The sequence below is a fragment of the Clostridium sp. CM036 genome, assembly GCF_055081135.1.
On the sequence record NZ_CM143652.1, the window covers coordinates 2893865 to 2913194 of the forward strand.

Annotated in this window: 16 protein-coding genes; 10 read left to right on the forward strand and 6 right to left on the reverse strand. The window is 31.3% G+C overall.

Annotation, left to right across the window (positions count from 1 at the left end; genetic code table 11):
* The first annotated feature begins 302 nt into the window (after nt 1-302).
* From ACWJKE_RS13620 to ACWJKE_RS13630, 3 genes are all read left to right on the forward strand, one after another.
* Nucleotides 303-2321 carry a hypothetical protein gene (locus ACWJKE_RS13620; protein WP_216302071.1) on the forward strand — a complete coding sequence of 673 codons (2019 nt, stop codon included), beginning with the start codon at nt 303-305 and terminating at the stop codon, nt 2319-2321.
* Nucleotides 2322-2367: 46 nt separating this feature from the next.
* Entirely contained in the window at nt 2368-4575 is a 2208-nt protein-coding gene (locus ACWJKE_RS13625) for a glycosyl hydrolase family 18 protein (RefSeq protein WP_462952653.1), read from the forward strand.
* Nucleotides 4576-4676: 101 nt separating this feature from the next.
* Entirely contained in the window at nt 4677-6539 is a 1863-nt protein-coding gene (locus ACWJKE_RS13630) for a glycosyl hydrolase family 18 protein (protein ID WP_216302070.1), read from the forward strand.
* 215 nt (nt 6540-6754) lie between these two features.
* Here the strand turns inward: ACWJKE_RS13630 and ACWJKE_RS13635 are convergent, their stop codons facing one another.
* The 4 genes from ACWJKE_RS13635 to ACWJKE_RS13650 all read right to left on the reverse strand — a co-directional run bounded on the left by ACWJKE_RS13635 (nt 6755) and on the right by ACWJKE_RS13650 (nt 11302).
* Entirely contained in the window at nt 6755-8719 is a 1965-nt protein-coding gene (locus ACWJKE_RS13635; RefSeq protein ID WP_462958889.1) for an FtsX-like permease family protein, read from the reverse strand.
* Nucleotides 8719-9510, reverse strand: a complete 792-nt coding sequence (locus ACWJKE_RS13640) for an ABC transporter ATP-binding protein (protein ID WP_462958890.1) — start codon at nt 9508-9510, stop codon at nt 8719-8721. Before ACWJKE_RS13640 ends, ACWJKE_RS13635 begins: the two co-directional genes overlap by 1 nt.
* Nucleotides 9511-9638: 128 nt before the next feature.
* Nucleotides 9639-10631, reverse strand: a complete 993-nt coding sequence (locus ACWJKE_RS13645; protein ID WP_253198104.1) for a sensor histidine kinase — start codon at nt 10629-10631, stop codon at nt 9639-9641.
* Complete coding sequence (locus tag ACWJKE_RS13650) at nt 10628-11302, reverse strand: response regulator transcription factor (RefSeq protein WP_462958891.1); 675 nt, start codon at nt 11300-11302, stop codon at nt 10628-10630. Before ACWJKE_RS13650 ends, ACWJKE_RS13645 begins: the two co-directional genes overlap by 4 nt.
* Before the next feature lie 226 nt (nt 11303-11528).
* Here ACWJKE_RS13650 and ACWJKE_RS13655 point away from each other — a divergent pair, with 226 nt between their 5' ends.
* From ACWJKE_RS13655 to ACWJKE_RS13680, 6 genes are all read left to right on the forward strand, one after another.
* A complete protein-coding gene (locus ACWJKE_RS13655; RefSeq protein ID WP_462958892.1) occupies nt 11529-12494 on the forward strand; it encodes a MerR family transcriptional regulator in 966 nt (321 codons plus the stop codon).
* A gap of 150 nt (nt 12495-12644) precedes the next feature.
* Complete coding sequence (locus tag ACWJKE_RS13660) at nt 12645-13343, forward strand: response regulator transcription factor (RefSeq protein ID WP_462958893.1); 699 nt, start codon at nt 12645-12647, stop codon at nt 13341-13343.
* A gap of 1 nt (nt 13344) precedes the next feature.
* Nucleotides 13345-14280 carry a sensor histidine kinase gene (locus ACWJKE_RS13665; RefSeq protein WP_462958894.1) on the forward strand — a complete coding sequence of 312 codons (936 nt, stop codon included), beginning with the start codon at nt 13345-13347 and terminating at the stop codon, nt 14278-14280.
* Between the two features lie 159 nt (nt 14281-14439).
* Nucleotides 14440-15363 (forward strand): ABC transporter ATP-binding protein, encoded by a 924-nt coding sequence (locus ACWJKE_RS13670; RefSeq protein WP_220286254.1) that lies wholly within the window; start codon nt 14440-14442, stop codon nt 15361-15363.
* The gene (locus ACWJKE_RS13675; RefSeq protein ID WP_220286255.1) at nt 15356-16051 is read left to right on the forward strand and encodes an ABC transporter permease; all 696 of its coding nucleotides are present in this window, start codon (nt 15356-15358) and stop codon (nt 16049-16051) included. The genes ACWJKE_RS13670 and ACWJKE_RS13675 overlap by 8 nt, the downstream gene beginning before the upstream one ends.
* A 194-nt stretch (nt 16052-16245) precedes the next feature.
* Nucleotides 16246-16941 carry an ABC transporter permease gene (locus ACWJKE_RS13680; protein WP_462958895.1) on the forward strand — a complete coding sequence of 232 codons (696 nt, stop codon included), beginning with the start codon at nt 16246-16248 and terminating at the stop codon, nt 16939-16941.
* Nucleotides 16942-17111: 170 nt separating this feature from the next.
* On the opposite strand, the gene ACWJKE_RS13685 is transcribed toward ACWJKE_RS13680, so the two are convergent.
* Nucleotides 17112-17567, reverse strand: coding sequence for a YsnF/AvaK domain-containing protein (locus ACWJKE_RS13685; RefSeq protein WP_253198099.1), 456 nt, complete (start codon nt 17565-17567; stop codon nt 17112-17114).
* Nucleotides 17568-17629: 62 nt separating this feature from the next.
* A complete protein-coding gene (locus ACWJKE_RS13690; protein WP_216302062.1) occupies nt 17630-18082 on the reverse strand; it encodes a YsnF/AvaK domain-containing protein in 453 nt (150 codons plus the stop codon).
* A 364-nt stretch (nt 18083-18446) separates the two neighbouring features.
* Here ACWJKE_RS13690 and ACWJKE_RS13695 point away from each other — a divergent pair, with 364 nt between their 5' ends.
* Entirely contained in the window at nt 18447-19154 is a 708-nt protein-coding gene (locus tag ACWJKE_RS13695) for a M15 family metallopeptidase (protein ID WP_220286256.1), read from the forward strand.
* The last annotated feature ends 176 nt before the right edge of the window (nt 19155-19330 follow it).

The window sequence follows — 19330 nt, forward strand, 5'->3', positions numbered from 1 at the left end:
TAAAAGTTAAAACCTAGTGGGAAAACTGCTCCTGGCGGGATATTAAAGTTAATGTAAATGGATCTAAAGGCATTTTTCAAATTTGTTTGTGTAAATTTTTCAAAAGATTTGTTCCACTATACTTCATGTTTAAACCATTATTGACCATTAATTCAAAGAAAACATCGTTTTAAGTATTAAATCCTAGAAGAAAATTGGAAAATAATTAAAAATGACCGAAAAAAGGGAGTGATTTTGGTTGAAACCTGACCTGCTATCATGACATAATAATGGTAATAAATACATATATAAGGGAGAAAAAAATGAAAAGAGGAATTAATAAAAACTCATGCCTATCAGTAATTATAGTAATGTTGTTTTTTATTACTATGATTCCAGCAAAAATTACTTTTGCGTCAGCAGCAGATGCACCAGGGGTAGCATCATTATCTCATGATCAATGGTCAGGTGATTTAGATGGTAATTACAATATTACATTAAGTATGTGGCATGGCAATAATGGGACAAGCTACAAACTTTATGAAAAGATAGGAGGATTAAGTGAATTTAAGGTGGTTGACGAGGGGGATTTAACTGATAACACACCAGCAGCACAATCTAAAGCGATTAGTATTAAAGGAAGAACAATTCCTGCAACATATTTTTATTATGTTGAATTAATTAATAGTTTTGGGAAATCAAAAAGTAATGTAATTGAAGTTTCCGTTGGAACGGCGAATGAAAGTAAAATACTAATTGAGGGCATTGATGGAGATTCTCAAGCGCTTCAAGCAGTAATTACACAGGGTACAAATAAATATAAAGTAGTTAATAATAATACAAAGGAGCCACAATATAGCGTGAAAATAAGTAATTCATCAGTACTTAAAGCGACTATAGACAATGATGGTAATTTAACATTAGAAGGACTTGCGGCTGGAAGAAGTGGACTTCAAATCCATGAAGCAAGCACAAATGAAACTAGATACATAGGAGTAAAAATTAAAGAGGCTAATGGTGACTTACCAGGTATGCCTAAGTATTTATCTTTAGGACAAGTCTCAGAAGATAAAAAAGGAGATTTAGATTTTTGGAAAGATATAGATATAGATAATACAAATAAGAGAATGGATGTTAGATATATATATATAAATGGGGGACCTCTAGCTAATGGGTGGAGAGAGTGGACAACTGTTGATGGAGATAGGGCTAAGAATTATATTAAAGAAAGTTTAAAGCTTGGAATAATTCCATTCTTTGTTTACTATAACATTCCGGATAGCGGAGAAAACTATGAATTAGATTTAGCCCATATCAATAGTAAGGAATATATGGAAGCTTATTTCAGAAATTTAAAATTCTTTTTAGATATATGTGTTGAATATGGACAAGGCGAAACTATAGGAATGGTATTTGAACCAGATTTCTTAGGATATATGATGCAACAATCTAAGAAAAAACCAAATGAAATATCAGCTTTAGTTGAAGCCGCTTATTCATCGGGTGTGCTACAAAAGGGTGTAGACCCAGAGTTTAATAATACGGTGGAAGGCCTTGTTACTTCTATAAACTATACTGTTAATAAATATTATCCTAAAGCATATAATGGATGGCAATTTAATACATGGGCTTATGAAAACGGAGAAATACCAGGACAAGGCTTAATGCATTTAACTGAAAGAGATGGATGGGCAGCGGGAAGACAACAAATTGAAGCAGTGGCGAAAGAAACTGCTGAATATTATTTAGCAGCTGGAATTACAAGCTATGATGCAGAATTTATTTCTATAGATAAGTATGGATTAGATGGAGGTGTTTGCGAAACAGGAGCAGCTGTAAATCCGAAATCTTCTAAATGGTTTTGGAATGCAGACCTTTGGAATAATTACTTGTTATATACAAAAACTCTTCATGAAACTACAAAAAAGCCGGTTATATTATGGCAGATTCCTGTGGGACATATTAATGGAACTGTTGAAAACAGTCCATATACTGGAAAACCATTTGAAACTTTAACTAACAAGGATACGACAGGTGAAGATTCAGCACCATCATTCTTCTTTGGAGATACATTTAAAGCTGGAAATTCTGATAGAGTAGATTATTTTGCTTCAAATGGGGCTAATGATCCTGATATAAAAAGGCAAGGAGACACTATTACTTGGGGAAGTCATATGGGTGAAGCTAGAGATGCGGGAGTAGTATCAATGTTGTTTGGTGCTGGTGTTAATTCTAGTACTGATGCAGTTGGATCACCACCTACTGAAGATTATTGGTGGATTACAAAAGCGCAAAAATATTATAAAAATCCAGTTTATTTAAATAAAACTGTAAATCAATAACTTTTCTGTTAGTGTAAATTATATAAAAAATAAGGAGGCGTAATAAGTGAAAGTAATCAAATTTAAAAAGGCGATGGCAGCAATTATGGTATCTGTTTTTGCAGTTAGTACATTTGCAACACCGGCAAAGGCAGTTACGAGCGATGAAAAGACGAAAGACTTAGAAAGAAAGGTTGTTGGATATTTTCCAGAATGGGCTTACAAAAGTGAAGTTCAAGGTAATTTCGATGTAGCTGATTTACAATGGGATTCTTTAACACATATCCAATATTCATTTGCAATGGTTGGAGAAGACAATAAAATTGGATTTGGAGATAAAAAAGCAGCTATTGAAGAGGATTTCGCAGATCATAAATTAGAGCATAATGGGAAGGAGGTAAAGTTGGATCCAAATCTACCATATAAAGGTCACTTTAATGTATTACAACAAATGAAAAAACAATATCCAGATGTAGATTTATTAATATCTGTAGGTGGATGGACAGGAACTAGAGGTTTTTATAAAATGATAGATACAGATTCTGGGATTAACACATTTGCTGATTCTTGTGTTGACTTTATTAGAAAATATGGGTTTGATGGCGTGGATATTGATTTCGAATATCCATCATCAGTAGCTACATCTGGGAATCCTGCGGATGCAGATTTATCAGAACCAAGAAGAGCTGTATTAAATGAAAGATACAACGTTTTAATGAAAACGTTAAGAGAAAAATTAGATGCAGCTTCAAAAGCAGATAATGAAAAATATTTATTAACTGCAGCAGTTACTGCTTCATCTTGGGTGCTTGGTGGAGTTCAAGATAATAGATATGCAAGTTATTTAGATTTTCTAAGTATAATGTCATATGATTTTCATGGTGGATGGAATGGAAATGTTGAAAACTTAGCAAATATATACCCAGATGCAGCTGATAATGAAACTACTGGAATGGCGATGCCAACTCTTAATATGGATTGGGCATACAAGTTCTATAGAGGGGTGCTTCCTCCAGAAAAGATTTTAATGGGAATTCCATACTATACAAGAGGGTGGGAAAATGTACAAGGTGGAAATGGCTCAGGTTTACATGGTAAAAGTAAAACACCTGCCGCAGGAAAGTACAACCTTTGGGGAGATGATGATAATAAAGATGGAACTCCGGACCCCGCTGGCACTAATCCATTATGGCATGTATTAAACCTTATGGAAAAAGATCCTAACTTGAGAATTCACTGGGACGATGTTGGTAAGGTGCCATATGTGTGGCAAGGAGATAAAAAAGTATTTTTATCTTTCGAAAACGAACAATCAATAGATGAAAGAGTTAAGTACATTGAAGATAAAAACTTAGGTGGAGCTTTAATCTGGGTTATGAATGGTGACTATGGTGTTAATCCTAACTATGTTAAAGGTTCAGATAAGACAAATGAAGGTAAATATACTTTCGGGGATACATTAACTAAAAATCTGAAAAGTGGATTAGATAAAATGGGAAATTGTAAAGAAACAAAAGAAGATATTGGAGATGCTCAAGCAATCGATGTTAAAGTTGATACTATTACTAAATATGATCATCCAAATGGAGAAACCGTATTCACAGTAATTAACAATACTGGAGCAACGATTCCTAAGGGATGGGAGATTCAATTTGATATACCTAAATCTGCTTTATATGTTGGAGCGGAAGGAGGAACTGGAACTGTTACAGAAGTTGGCGATTTCTATAGAGTAAACTTAAAAACATCTGGTTGGACTGATATTCCAAATGGTGGGACCGCATCAGTTAAGGCTAAGATGAAGTTATGTTTCTCGGGAGTTAGAAATATAAAGATTAATGGGAAGATTCCTGCTAGTCAACCTGTTAATGGTAATCATCTTCCTACACTTAAAGGTGTTAAAGATCAAGTTATAGTAGAAGGGTCACCTTTTAATATTATGAATGGTATTTTTGCAAATGATGTAGAAGATGGAGATATAACTAGTAGTATAGCTGTATCAGGTGAAGTTGATACAAAAAAGGTTGGAACTTATACAGTAAAATATAGTATTACAGATAAGGGTGGAATGGTAGATAAAAAAGATGCAAAAATATATGTTATTCCTAAAGCTCATTCAAATGCAGCTATTTGGGATGCCGGAACTTTATATACAAATGGACAAAAGGTAGTATATGAAGGTAAGATTTATGAAAATATTTCGTGGTGGACACCTGCTGGAACATTACCAACGAGTGTGTCACATTACAAAGTTATTGTTGATTTATCGCTGTAAAGTAATGCAGATGGTGATAATATCATTGATATATATGACTTAGTTATAGTAGGAAAAGATATGTAATTAAATGAAAAAAATTATTAAGGGGGAGAAAAATCATGTCAAAAGAGAAATTATTTAAAAATATCAAATCAGTAGTAGCATTAGCTGCAATTGCCACGTTAACAATGACAAGTGTTGTACCAGCAGCTACAGTTAATAATTTAGCAGCACCACCACCACAGGAGGTCGAGCAAAAAGCATCTACTTCTAAACTTCGTAATGTTATGTATTATGGAGATTGGTCAATTTGGGGAGGAGAAGGAAACTTTTTTCCTAAAGATATACCGGTAGATAAACTAACACATTTGAATCTTGCATTCATGGACTTTACTAAAGATGGTGAATTGGTATTTTGTGATAAGGACGCTAATATTGGACATCCGCTAGGAAATGCAGGTGTTACGTATGGAGATATTAATGGTGGTATCATAAATGAATACCAATCTTTAAGAGAGAAAAATCCGAATTTAAAAATTGGTACATCTTTAGGTGGATGGTCTAAATCAAATAATTTTACATGGGTAGCTAGAAATCCACAAACTAGAGCTAAGTTTATTAAAAATGTATTAGATTTTATGGAGTATGCTAATTTAGATTTCGTAGATTTTGATTGGGAATATCCAGGCGAAGTTAGGGCGGCAGACAAGGTTGATAACAAAAATGATATGGGTAATCCCGATTCAATTCCGGCAGATAAAGAAAATTATATAACGATGCTTAAAGAATTTAGAGTAGCATTAGATGCAAAGGAAAAAATATTAGATAAGAAATATGAGATGTCAGCAGCGTTACCAATGGCACATGAAAAAACTAATGTTGGTATTAATGTTAATGAAATGTTTAAAGTATTAAATTTTGGTAACATTATGACTTATGATGCAGCAGGTGCATGGTCAGATACAAGTGGTCATCAAACTGCTCTTTATGATAATCCTAATGATCCGTTTGCAGGAAAGGGATTCACAGTTGATTCAAGTATTAAGAAATATATTGAACTTGGGGCACCATCAGAAAAGTTAGTTATAGGTGCTGCATATTACACTAGAGGCTGGGAAAAAGTTTCAAATGATGTGCCAGATAAAAATCTTCCAGGTTTATTTGGAAAAGCAACTCAAATAAAAAAGGATTCAGATGGAACACTCTCTTATGGGGCTACCAATTATGCTCCGGTAAAATCGGGAGACGGTGGTCGTAACAGTGGAGTTTGGGGATGGAGAAATCAAGATGAGTTAAAAGCTAAATATCCAGGAATAAAAGAATATTGGGATGATACTGCAAAAGCACCATACATGTACAATGAAAAGACAGGAGCGTTCTTCACTTATGATAACCCAAGATCAATTGCAGAAAAAACTAAGTATGTTAAGGATAATAACTTAGGTGGGATGATTGCATGGATGGCATCTCAAGATAAGCAAACAGATTCAACTAAGAGAGATGAGTTAACAAAAGCAACTAAAGAAGGTTTATTTGGGAAAGATGCATTACCTACTTATAAAATAGTTCAACCAAAAGTATATGCAAAAGCTTCAGTTACTTCAAGCAAACCAGCATGGGGAAATGGAGGTGCTTTATCTATTGATTTAAAAAATGATTGTAAAATAGAAACAAGCGGCCAAACTATACAACTTACAGAAACAGCTGCAAAGACTTTAAAGCATACTAAATTATATATAAAAACTAATGGAGTTAAAATTACTGGAGGAGAATATCCAGCACCAGCAGTTAAAGAAGAAAATGGATACTATGTTCTTTCATTTGATGGGTCAGAACAAAAACTTATAAAGCCAGGGGCTTCAATGAAGTTTAATTTAAGAACTGATAAAGTATTAAATGGATTAGACGGAATAGTAAGTATTGAAATGACTCAAAGAATGCATGCAAATGGTCCAGAATTCGGTAGAGTTACTTTATACTAAGGTGCTGGAGCGGGTGGAACAACAAACCCAGAAACACCATGGACAGCTTGGGGAAAAGTAGACTAAATAAATAGAAGTATGGGGGTCAAGAAGCTGTAAAGTGATTACAGGATGAATGACTCCCTACTTCTATTTATTTTAAAAATGAGAGGGCATTTAAATAAATAACAAGTCAATGTGCTAATCTATTTTCATGTCCATAATAAAAAAACCATTTACATAACTATCTTCATATACTTCCTTGTAGTAGCAATAAAGTAAACAATATATACAGCTACAAAAATAATAATGCTACTGATAGCGGGTACTATTATGTTATAATTCATAAGTTTGCTTAAAACAGACATTGCAACGCAGCTGTGGATTATGCCAACAACTAAAGGCAACAGATAGGACATTCCTATTTGTATTGCAGTAGCTTTGAAAATTTCTTTCTCTGTCATTCCAAGCCTTTTTAATAAAACATATTTATTTTTATCTAAATAGGCTTCACTTACAATTTTGAAATATATTATGCTTCCTGTTGCAATTATGAAAACTAGTGAAAGAAAAGCTCCAAGGAAATAAATTATTCCAAAAATATTGTAAGAAGATGTATCCTTGCTGGCATTTACACGTAAAGAATCTTTAATTGAATTAGTTGTGAATAATTCACGGAAAGAAGATATGTTCTCACTCACATTTTCACGCGAAGGCTCTTTAGGTGAATTAATCTTGTATAATTCCTGTTTTAGCAATTTCATATTGTCTGTATTATTTATTTTTATCCCATTAAACTGATATGTGTCAGAAGTAGCCTTAAGGAAATCATAGTCTTCATCATTTAATATAAGACATGATGTGGGTATGCCAATACCAAAAACAGGAGTTTTAAGTGTATTCTTTATAGTATAGTCCTTATTATTTATAGAAGCTTTTTCATTTTTATAATCATAAAGACTCATTACTACAGTAGGTGGTGCTACATATATTGTTTCGCCACTGGACAAGGTCTCTTTTTTAAAATCATTAATGTTCTTTGCTTCTAGGTCAGAACTTATTTTTATAAAATCTGAATATTTTAAGGCTACTGTTTCTGAATCCTTCAATTTGGTTTCTACATAAACGTGAGGTTTTATAATAAGAAATTCAGTGTTTTCTTCAAGGATTATATCTTTTTTATATTCCTTTAACTTGTCTCTTACCTGCTGCTTAACTGTTTTTTCAGAAGAAACATAGGAAATTTCATAAGGAGATTGTATATAATCTCTTATTCCAATAAAATACTTAAGAGATGCTACTGTTCCATAAGAAGTTAAAGTAATTGTAGCTAATATGGCAACTGCCGCTAAAGTTCGATAGTTATTTTTTATCCTAAAGGCAATGTTAGACATGCATACTATATTTACTCCATTATATAATATTTTCTTTCTGTTTATTATAAATTTCATTATTATAGAATACACAGAGCCAAAAAACCAACAGGTACCTATTACTACAAATATAATGGCAGGAGGTAGGTTTGCAGTAAATTTCATACCAATAGCATTTCTTGCAAAGTAATATCCCGTAAATATGAATATTATAGACAACAAACCTTTTACATAATTAGCCCTTGGAAGTTTTTCTTCTCGTTTAGTTGCATTAAACAAGTCAATTAACTTACTTCTAGATATGTTTATATAACCTAAAACTGCATTTAAAAAGAAGATTACAAAAAATGTGATGGAAGTTTGAATTATTGCTTTAGTAGATATGAAAAAACCTATTTTCATGTTTAATAGAGCTACTTTAGCCAGCATCATTAGAAACAGCTTACAAAAGATAATTCCAAGTAAAAGCCCAACTGCTGTTGCAGTTATTCCCATAAAAATAAGTTCTATAGAATAAATAAGTGCTATTTGAGAATTGGAGACGCCCATAAAAGCATAAATTCCTATTTCTTTTTTTCTTTGATTTAAAAAGAAAGAACTTGAAAACCAGATGAAAAATATAATAAATAAAAGTAGCAACCAAGAAACTGAACTTGATACGTCTTTAATATAATAACTAGTTTCATTAGCTTTTTGAAAATCTGGATTATATTTCAGTGCTACAAAATTGTAGAAAACAAGCACTGAAAAAATCATAGACATTATATATAGACTGTAGACTTTTATGTTTCTCTTAAAATTATCGAAAGCTATGCTGAAGGAATTCATTAAAAAGCCCTCCTATTTTCTTCCCTTTGTCCGTAATAATCTGTATCGCCACTCATTGATGCACCCATGTCCATAATTCGCTTAAAAAACTCTTTTCTTCCTTGATTTTTATCAAGTTTTGCATGAATCTTTCCATCTTTTATAAACATTATTCGTCTGCAATAGCTTGCAGCAAACGCATCATGAGTCACCATTATTATAGTAGTTTTAAATTTCTCATTTAGGTCTGTAAGGCATTGCAGAAGTTCTGCTGCCGATTTCGAATCCAAGGCCCCTGTAGGTTCGTCTGCAAATATAACCGAAGGTGAAGTTATAAGAGCCCTAGCTGCAGCGGTTCTTTGCTTTTGACCGCCAGAAAGCTGATATGGATATTTGCTTAGATGATCCTTTAGGCCTAAAAAGCCAGCAATCTCATTTACCTTTTTTATTATTTCATCATGATTTACTTTACTAAGGGCAAGAGGAAGGGCTATATTATCCTGAACAGACATTGTGTCTAAGAGGTTAAAATCCTGAAATATAAAGCCTATCTTGTTTTTTCTAAAAGTTGCAAGGTCACGTCCCTTAATTCTTTTCATGTCATTTTCTTCAAAGAAATAGCTCCCACTAGTAGGTTCATCAATGGTAGAAATAATATTTAAAAGAGTGGTTTTACCTGACCCGGAAGGTCCCATTATGCCTAGAAATTCACCCTTTTCAACTTGCAAATCAAGTCCGTCTAAAGCGTTAGACGCCATACCTTTTAAGCCATAAACTTTCTTTAAATTTTTAGTTTCAATAACAATACTCATAAAAATCCTCCTCATAAAATAAAAGCTTACCTTTATTCTACCTATTGACCTCGCTTCCTGCCATCGAATTTAAGTTACATTTAATGTTTTAAGGTTACATTTATGTAACCTTTGCGTAATCTGATAGTTTATAAAAAAAACACACTAAACTCTGTACCCTTTTCTTCCTCAGATTTAACATATATATCATGATTTAATTTATGAGCCATTTTTTTAGATAAATATAAACCCATGCCTGTGGATTTTGCTAAGATTCTTCCGTTTTCTCCTGTAAAACCCCTGTCAAATATTCTTTTTATGTCTTTTTCTTTTATTCCAATACCATTATCTTTAACATGAAGTACAATAACTTTCGATTCTTCATTAACACAAATAGTTAGTTTACCATCATTAGGTACATATTTGCAGGCATTATTAATAAGCTGATCAACAATATATGAGAGCCATTTTTCATCTGTCGTAACAGTGTAGTTTAGATTCCCAAGTTCTAAACTTATGTTTTTTGATATGAAAAGTGTAGCATTTCTTCTAACGACTTTTTTTATCAGAGTTTCAATGTTAATTTCATTGATTTGTAAATCTTCCGAATAGCTAGATGATCTACTTGTATAAAGGACCTGGTTAATAAGGAAATTTATTCGATTAAATTCGAGTATAAGCTGCTCTGACATAGTTATTTCCTCTATTTTACCAGCGATGAGCTCACATACCGAAACAGGTATTTTTATTTCATGAACCCACTTTGTTATATAATCATTCATTTCATCAAGGTCTGACTTTACTTCTTGAACTTTTTCTTCCATTTCAACATTTTTGAGTTTGACTATATCTTTTATAAGCTGAACTTCAAAATAGTAACTGCTACTTGGTAATCTTGTATCTACTTTATCTTTATTATTTATAGCTTCGCAAATCCCTTTGTAACTGTATGCCCACCTTTTATAATCAATAAATGTAAAGATTAATGATATAAAAAGGAGCAAAAAATCCATGTATGCTATATCGGTAAATTGTGCATCAATAGGATTGCTGCTTAATAGGATTAGATTTATAGTAAACAAAATACAGATGAAATATAATATTTTTAAGGCTGAATTTTTAATATATGTCATTATAGTCATAGTATCATGTACCCATATCCTTTTTTAGTAACTATAAAATCATTGAGGCCAATACCGCAAAGTTTCTCGCGGAGCCTGTTAATGTTTACTGTAAGAGTATTGTCATTAATAAAATTATCATCATCCCAAAGTGCCCTCATTATCCTCTCGCGAGATATGGTCTTACCCCTGTTTTTCATAAGAAGTAGCATTACTTTGAATTCATTTTTTGTCAGCTCAATTTTCGCTTCTTTATGCATTAGAGTATTTTCAATTAAGTTTAGGATTACTCCATCACATTCTACTAAATCAGAAGTTTGCTCACCATAAGAATAGGCTCTTCTAAGCAATGCATTTATTTTAGCAATTAAAATATCCATTGAAAAAGGCTTGGTTATATATTCATCACCACCGGTATTCATGGCCATGATAATATCCATATTCGTATCCCTTGAAGAAACGAATATTATAGGCACCTTTGATACTTCGCGAAGCTTATTACACCAGTAAAATCCATCAAAGCAAGGTAGATTTACATCCATAATAACCAAATCTGGATTGTTGCGAGCAAACTCTGCAGTTATGTTCTCAAAGTTATCCACAGGCATTGCATCAAACCCCCACTTTATCAACATTTCATTCATGTTAGTGCACAGTGGTTTATCATCTTCAACTATCATTATCTTATACATTTTTTACACCCCTAAAATAAGGTGAAACATCAATGGTTAGTTTCGCCTAATATTATATATAATAGAAATCTGAAAATTTCCAGTAAAATTTGCCTTGTTTAGTATAATTGTAACATTAATAATAATGAGGGTAAATCTCTAGATTATTTAACAATACTATAAAAAGAATTGACATGTACCTCACTGTCAGGTTTAAAATTGAATTATTATAAGGGAGGGGTGACGCATGAACATAAAAGATGCTGCTGAAAAAACTGGATTAACCAAAAGGGCAATAAAGTATTACGAAAGTGAAGGGTTAATTATGCCTTTAAAAAATATTCAAAATAACTATAGAGAGTACACTTGTCAAGATGTCATAAAGCTTAATTTAATAGGAGCGCTTAGAACGTTGGGTATTCCCATTGCACAAATCAAAACTGTGACTTCTGGTAACAAAAGTATTCCCGAAGTTATGGCGCAAGCGCTTTCTAGAATAGATAAAGATATTGAAAATTTAGAGAAAAGTAGACTAATTATTTTAAATATTATAGAGAAAAATTTAACTGATTATGACGCTGCGGGAGAACATATAAAGCTGCTTAGGGAAACATTAGAATTGTCCATAGGTGAAAAGAAAGAATATATTTCAAATGCTCTTAGTAGAATATTCCCAGGAATATTTGGTGAAAGTCTTATTATGAACTTTGAACCATTTTTGAATATTGTTATTGATAACGAGGGAAAAAGAAGAGTGTGGTTAAAACTTGTGGAGGAATTGGATGAAATAAATACCGAAGAATTTTTTTTGGATAATAACTATTTTAAGGAACTTGAAAATAAGCTTGAAAATGAAGGTATTTCAGAAGAAGATAAGAGAAGACATTTGTCCGGCATTAAAAATATAATAAATTATGATAAAGCATACATTAAAGGGTATATAAAAAGGATTAAGGACAGTTACCTATTGTTAAAAGAAGATGAAAAAGAAAAGGAACAAGTGAACGAATTCGGTTCATTTTGCGATGATTATTCTAAAGAATTTGGGCGTTTTCACACGAAATTTAGTGAATATTTGACTATTCTTAATGAAGATTATAAAAAATATATGGAAAACATGATAAAAATGAATGATGAACTAAATAAAAAGATGGAAGAAGAAACAGGGATGAATGTAAATGAATTTTTTGAAAGATATATTATAGAAAAATAAATATTTTGCATAATCAAATTAGGTGTTAGTCATTGTATTTTCTATTGAAAGAGAGAACAATGAATGTGTAAATTTACAGGTATTTATTTACACTGATAACTAAGTTATAATAAAGTTATAAATATTTATAAAAAAAGAGGTGTCACTTTTATGGAAAATAGAATTCTACTTGTTGAAGATGATATAGCTATTAGTGAAATGGTTGAGAATTACCTAATAAAAGAGGGTTTTAACATAACTACTGCTTTCAATGGGGAAGAAGGAGTAGGTAAGTTTTTAAATAATTCCTTTGATTTAATTGTTCTTGATATAATGATGCCGAGGCTTGATGGAATGGAAGTTATGAAAATTGTAAGAGAAACAAGCTTAATACCTATTTTAATTATGTCAGCAAAGGACAGTGATGTAGACACGGCTGTAGGACTGGGACTCGGTGCTGATGACTATATCACAAAGCCTTTTTCAATGATAGAGCTTTGTGCAAGGATTAAGGCAGGGATAAGACGTGCCAATCAATATGCTAAAAACGATAAGAAAGAAGAAGTGACTATTATTAATGTTAACCACCTTACTGTTAATTTGAAAAACTATTCAGTTACTAAAAAGGGTGTAAATCTACAGCTGACTTCAAAAGAATTTGATATTTTAAGACTATTCATTTCGAATCCAAATAGAGTTTTTACTAAAGCACAAATCTACAGTGTTGTTTGGAATGATGAATATTTTGGAGATGAGAATGTTATAAATGTACATATGAGAAGATTAAGAGAGAAAATAGAGGACAATCCTTCAGAGCCTAAATATCTTAAAACCTTATGGGGCATAGGCTACAAATTAGGAGAATTTTAAAATGATTATTTTTTTATTAATAGTAATAGTTATTTTATTAGGTATCATTTACATTCAGCATAAATCCAAAAAACATAGAAGTGACAATTTAAAGTACATTCATGAAAAGTTAAACAATATTATAAAAAGCAACACCAGTGAAAAGCTTTTAGTCTTTACTGACGATAAAGAAATTATACCTATTTTAATAGAGATTAACAGGGTTTTAGACCATAATCAAAAAATACTAGCAGATTATTTGAAGGCTGAAATAACAATGAAGAAAATGCTTTCAAATATCTCTCATGATTTAAAAACACCACTTACAGTGGTGCTTGGGTATATTGAAACAATAAAACTGGACAGCGATATAAGCAGCGAAGAAAGAAATTTCTTATTATCAAAGGTTGAAAATAAAACAAAAGAAGTGATGAAGCTCATTAATAAGTTCTTTGACTTATCAAAGCTAGAGTCAGGGGACACGGATATCCCACTAACAAGAATTAATATTAATGAGGTTTGCAAAAAAAACATATTAGCTTTTTATGATATTTTAACTAATAAAGGCTTTGAGGTTATTATTGATATTCCAAAAAACAACATTTATTGTCTAGGAAATGAAGAGGCGTTAGATAGAATTATAAATAATTTCATTTCAAATGCCATTAAATATGGAAACGATGGAATGGTTTTAGGATTAACACTTAGAAGTGATGAGGAGTATGTATATGTAGAGGTTTGGGATAAGGGGAAAGGCATTAGTGAAACACATAAAGATAGGGTATTTGAAAGAATGTACACCCTTGAGGATTCAAGAAATAAACTGTATCAGGGCAGTGGTCTTGGTCTTACAATAACTAAAAGACTTGTAGAAAAATTAGAGGGAGAGATAATCCTCGAGAGCAAACCTTATGAGAAAACGTCATTTATTTTTAAATTAAAAAGAATAACCTATTAATGATTATGAAAAGCAAGGTGACCTGTCTATAGTACCACTATAAAGATAGGGCACCTTTTTTTAGAAAAGACTTAAGAATTTTGTAAGATTTAAGTAATAAAAAAGAGAAGTTCAATTGCTATAATATAAATATGGAAAGTGGTTGAAGGGGGAGACAAAATGGAATATATACTAAAAACTAGTAATTTGACTAAAACATATAATGGCAAAGAAGTGGTAGCAAATGTGAATATGAATATTAAAAAGGGTGAAATTTATGGATTTCTAGGACCAAATGGTGCAGGGAAAACAACAATTATGAAGATAATGACAAATCTAGTTAAGCCTACAAGTGGTGAAGTTGAAATTTTCGGCGAAAAGCTTACAGATACCTCTTATGAGGTTTTAAAAAGACTTGGTTCTATCATTGAATATCCCGTGTTTTATGAAAGGCTTACAGCCAGAGAAAATTTGGAGCTTCACTGTGGGTACATGGGTTACCACGATAAGGGAGCAATTGATAAAGCGATAGATCTTGTAAATCTAAAAAATATTGATAATAAACTAGTTAAAGATTTTTCTCTTGGTATGAAGCAAAGGCTTGGAATTGCAAGAGCAATCACAACCAAGCCAGAATTATTAATACTAGACGAACCTATCAATGGACTTGACCCAATAGGCATTAAGGATTTAAGAAATTTATTTAAAATGTTGAGTAAGGAGTACGGAATAACTATATTGTTATCTAGTCATAGTTTAGGAGAAATTGAGCAAATAGCGGATACCATAGGAGTTATAAATAGTGGTAGATTAATAGAGGAAGTTTCTATGCAAAGCATCAGAGAAAGTAATACAGAATATATAGAACTGGTTACTAAAGATTACAAAAAAGCGTCGTATATTTTATCAAACAATCTTAATATATCCAATTTTAAAGTTCTGGATATTGGTGTAATAAGGATATATGAAGCTACAGTACCACAAAGCATTATATCTAAAACCTTAGTTTTAAATGATGTTCTCATTGAAGAAATAACTAAGAAAAACAGTTCATTAGAAGAACACTTCTTAAACTTGTTAAATGGAGGTGACATGGATGTTTAAATTAATGAAATTAGAAATGAAAAAGGTTAAGATGGGGGGATATATAAAAGGAGCCATAATCGCAAATATAGTTATAATAGCTATATTCGCAATGACAATTGTTGTATCAAAAAATGTAGGGGACATAGACTTTACTAGCCTTCCTTTTACTTTTTCAATGGTTGATACCACGGTAAAAGCTACTTTTATAATATTTGCTTCAGTGCTTATTGCCAGGTTCATAATTGAAGAATATAAGAGCAATACAATTACGGTATTGTTTATGTATCCTATAAGTAGAAAAAAGTTGATCATAGCTAAACTGCTCATTGTGGTGTTATTCACTTTTATATCTACAGTTTTATCTAATATCTTTATAGATTTTGTTTTATGCATTATTAATAACTTTTACAATTTTACGTCTGATAAATTAACCAGTTCCACAATAATAAGGAGTTTTATGACTATTGGTATTAATGCTTTAGCATCTAGCGGTATGGGACTAATTCCTATATATTTTGGGATGAGAAAAAAATCGGTACCTACTACAATAATATCTTCAATATTAATAGTATCTATTGTATGTTCTAATAATGGAGGGTACTCATTAAGTGATATTATTGCAATACCAATAGCACTTTCTATTGTAGGAGTATTTATTGCGTATCTAACTATAAGGAATATAGAACATATAGATTTGATTAAATAATATTTAGCAAATTTGTATATTAGGAGAGGAATAAATGAAGTTGAAACCTCTTGCATTTATCAATGATGGTAAGGGTAAGTACAGTAATGAGTGCAGGTTGTTAGAAGGAACTTGATTAAGGAACTACAAGTAGATTTAGAGGTATAAAAAATAGGAAATACACTTTTGAAATTTATTACATGGAGATGACATGGATGTTTAAATTAATGAAATTAGAAATGAAGAAGGTTAAGATGGGGGGGTATATAAAAGGAGCGATAATCGCAAACATAATTATAATAGCTATGTTAGTAGCAATAATTTTTGTATCCAAACATGAAGGGGAAATAGAGTTTACTAGCATTCTTTTTACTTTTTCTATGGTTGATAGAATGGTAAAAGCTAATTTCACAATATTTGCTTCAGTGCTTATTGCTAGGTTCATAATTGAAGAATATAAAAGCAATACAATTACGGTATTGTTTATGTATCCTATAAGTAGAAAAAAATTGATTATGGCTAAATTACTTGTTGTTGTATTATTCACCTTTATATCTACAGTTTTATCTAATATTTTTATAGATCTTGTTTTATGCATTATTAATAACTTTTACAATTTTACGCCTGATAAATTAACCAGTTCCACAATAATAAGGAGTTTTATGACTATTGGTATTAATGCTTTAGCTTCTACCGGTATGGGACTAATCCCTCTATATTTTGGGATGAGAAAAAAATCGGTACCTACTACGATAGTATCTTCAATATTAATAGTATCTATTGTATGCTCCGATATGGGGGGGGTCTCATTAAGTAATATTATTTCAATATCAATAGCACTTTCTATTATAGGAGGATTTATTGCGTATCTATCTATAAGGAATATAGAACATATAGATGCGATTAAATAAGGTATTGTATTGAAAGATATGGGAATAACCATCACAGTGAGTTTTCAATAACACGGTGATGGTTTAATTTCTAGATTCTAGAGCTATTCATCCTAATATACTTATGTGGATATTTTCAATCTTTGAAAAAGTAACATAAAATTTAGAAATTAAAAGCGCTTTAAACTTAATTAGTCTTTAATTCTTAGGGAGCCAGATATCTTAACTTTAGCTTCTTCTCTTTTTAATGTTGCTTCAATGATTTTTATATCTTGTATCTTCTGTTTATATATGGATACATCTTCTAAAGTAACTTTGTGCCTTGTAAATTCGATACTTTCTTCACTAAGAGGGATGCGTATTACTTCTGTATGCATATCTTTGTGTTTTGTAGTAATATCTGCAGGAATTGTATGTTCTATTACAAGATCTACGAGTTCAACAGGCACAGTAAAACTTTTTTGTAGCGTAGAAGACTCTCTATAAATCTTAACATCTCCTGTTTGCATCCACTCTTTAGAGATATCAAGTTGTTCTTCTTTAATTTTAAGGGTAACATTTTTATTAGGGTCACATATGCTTTGTTTCAAAGCAGCTGCTTTTGGCATATATTTACCGTTTTTGTTTTCTGTGGAATCCATTGCCATGCTTTTTCCCTCCACTTATCTTGAAAAACACCTCACGAGCCATTAGTGAGGTGTTTTCTAATTTATTGTTTTTGATCGGTTCCATTGTCAATTATATTGACATCACCAATTTTATTTATTCGAGCTTCTTCTCGTTTAAGGGTCTCATCTATATGCACTGTATTTTCAATTTCGTGTTTATGAGCTGAAATTTCACCTGTTATTACTGTATGTTTACCTACATTAACTTTCTCCTCACTTACAGGAATGTTAATGGTTTCTTCACTAGTAATAGGGGAATCACTTGCTTCATTGTTTAAGGTTCTTCTTTCAATTACTACTTCTTCACGTATTACGGGTACTTCAACTTTTTTATGTTCTTCTAAAATTTCCTTACTAATTTCTACATCACCTTTTTGTACTCTGCTTTTCGAAATATCAAGCTCTTCTTTGCGCAGACTAAGGTTTGCGGTATCATCAGTAGTTTTTTTGACAGCGGAATCACCTTTTTCAAAAAATCCATCAAGTATGCTCATATATAATACCTCCATATATTAATAATTTTAATTCATTAATATATTGTCCTTTAAAGAAATATATTATCCTAAAGATTTGTATGTAATGATTGATTCAATAAATACTAAAATGTTTAAATTAACCATTTTTTATTGTTTACTTATACATAATAATGAAGCTTGAAGGTGTAGCTGTATTCTACATAAAGATAATCATACCGTAATCTTAAGAAATCTTAAGGTTTAATTACAATTTTCTTAAACTCCTTTTTGTAATATAAGAAAGTAAGGAATATACATTTTACTTTGTTGAAAAATTTCAAATAAAATAAATGTGTTATTTACTTGAAATTAAGTTTTAAAAGTAAATAAGGAGGAGTTTAAGGTGAAGAAGAAAATCGGAGTGATTTTGATTTTAGGAATTGTATGCTTAATGTATATAAACAGCAAATATGGTAGTATAAAAGTTATAGGGGATGTAATTGAAAGGAATGCTTATATTGAATCTATTAAAGATATGTCTAATGACAATAGCAATGTAGATGATGGAGAGTTAATGTTAGTGAATAGAAAAAATACTCTGGATAAGGATTATGTTCCACATAATTTAAAAGTGGCAAAGGTTAAAATTTATCCTAACGTGTCAAATGAAGAAATGCAAATGGAAGGGAATGCAGTAGATGCACTTAAAAGACTATTTGATAAAGGTGAGGAGGAAGGAATTATACTTTATGCATTATCTGGTTATAGGTCTTATGCAACTCAAAAAGAGTTATATGAAAATAGTATTAAAATAAGAGGGAAAGGGTATACATATAAGTATGTGGCAACGGTAGGTAAAAGTGAGCATCAATCAGGGTTAGCAATGGATATAACTAATGCTGAAAAGAGTACAGGTTTTGAAAACACTAAAGAAGGTAAATGGCTTCAAGAGAATGCTTATAAATTTGGATTTATAATAAGATATGGAAAAGGAAAAGAAGATATTACAGGTTATAATTATGAACCTTGGCATGTAAGGTATGTAGGTGTCGAGAATTCAGAGAAAATTTACTCAAAAGATATTACTTTGGAGGAGTTTTTAGGATCTTAAACAATCAAAGCATATAATCAAAGTATGTTTGGTATGATATTACCTGTGTTTTTAGTAAATGAACTTGGAATAAATCCTCCATATTTTGTGTTTCTATATTTATGTTCGACAAATATATTTTTAAGTTATATACTTATTAAAAATGTATAAGTTTCAACCTTAAGTACGCTTAGAAG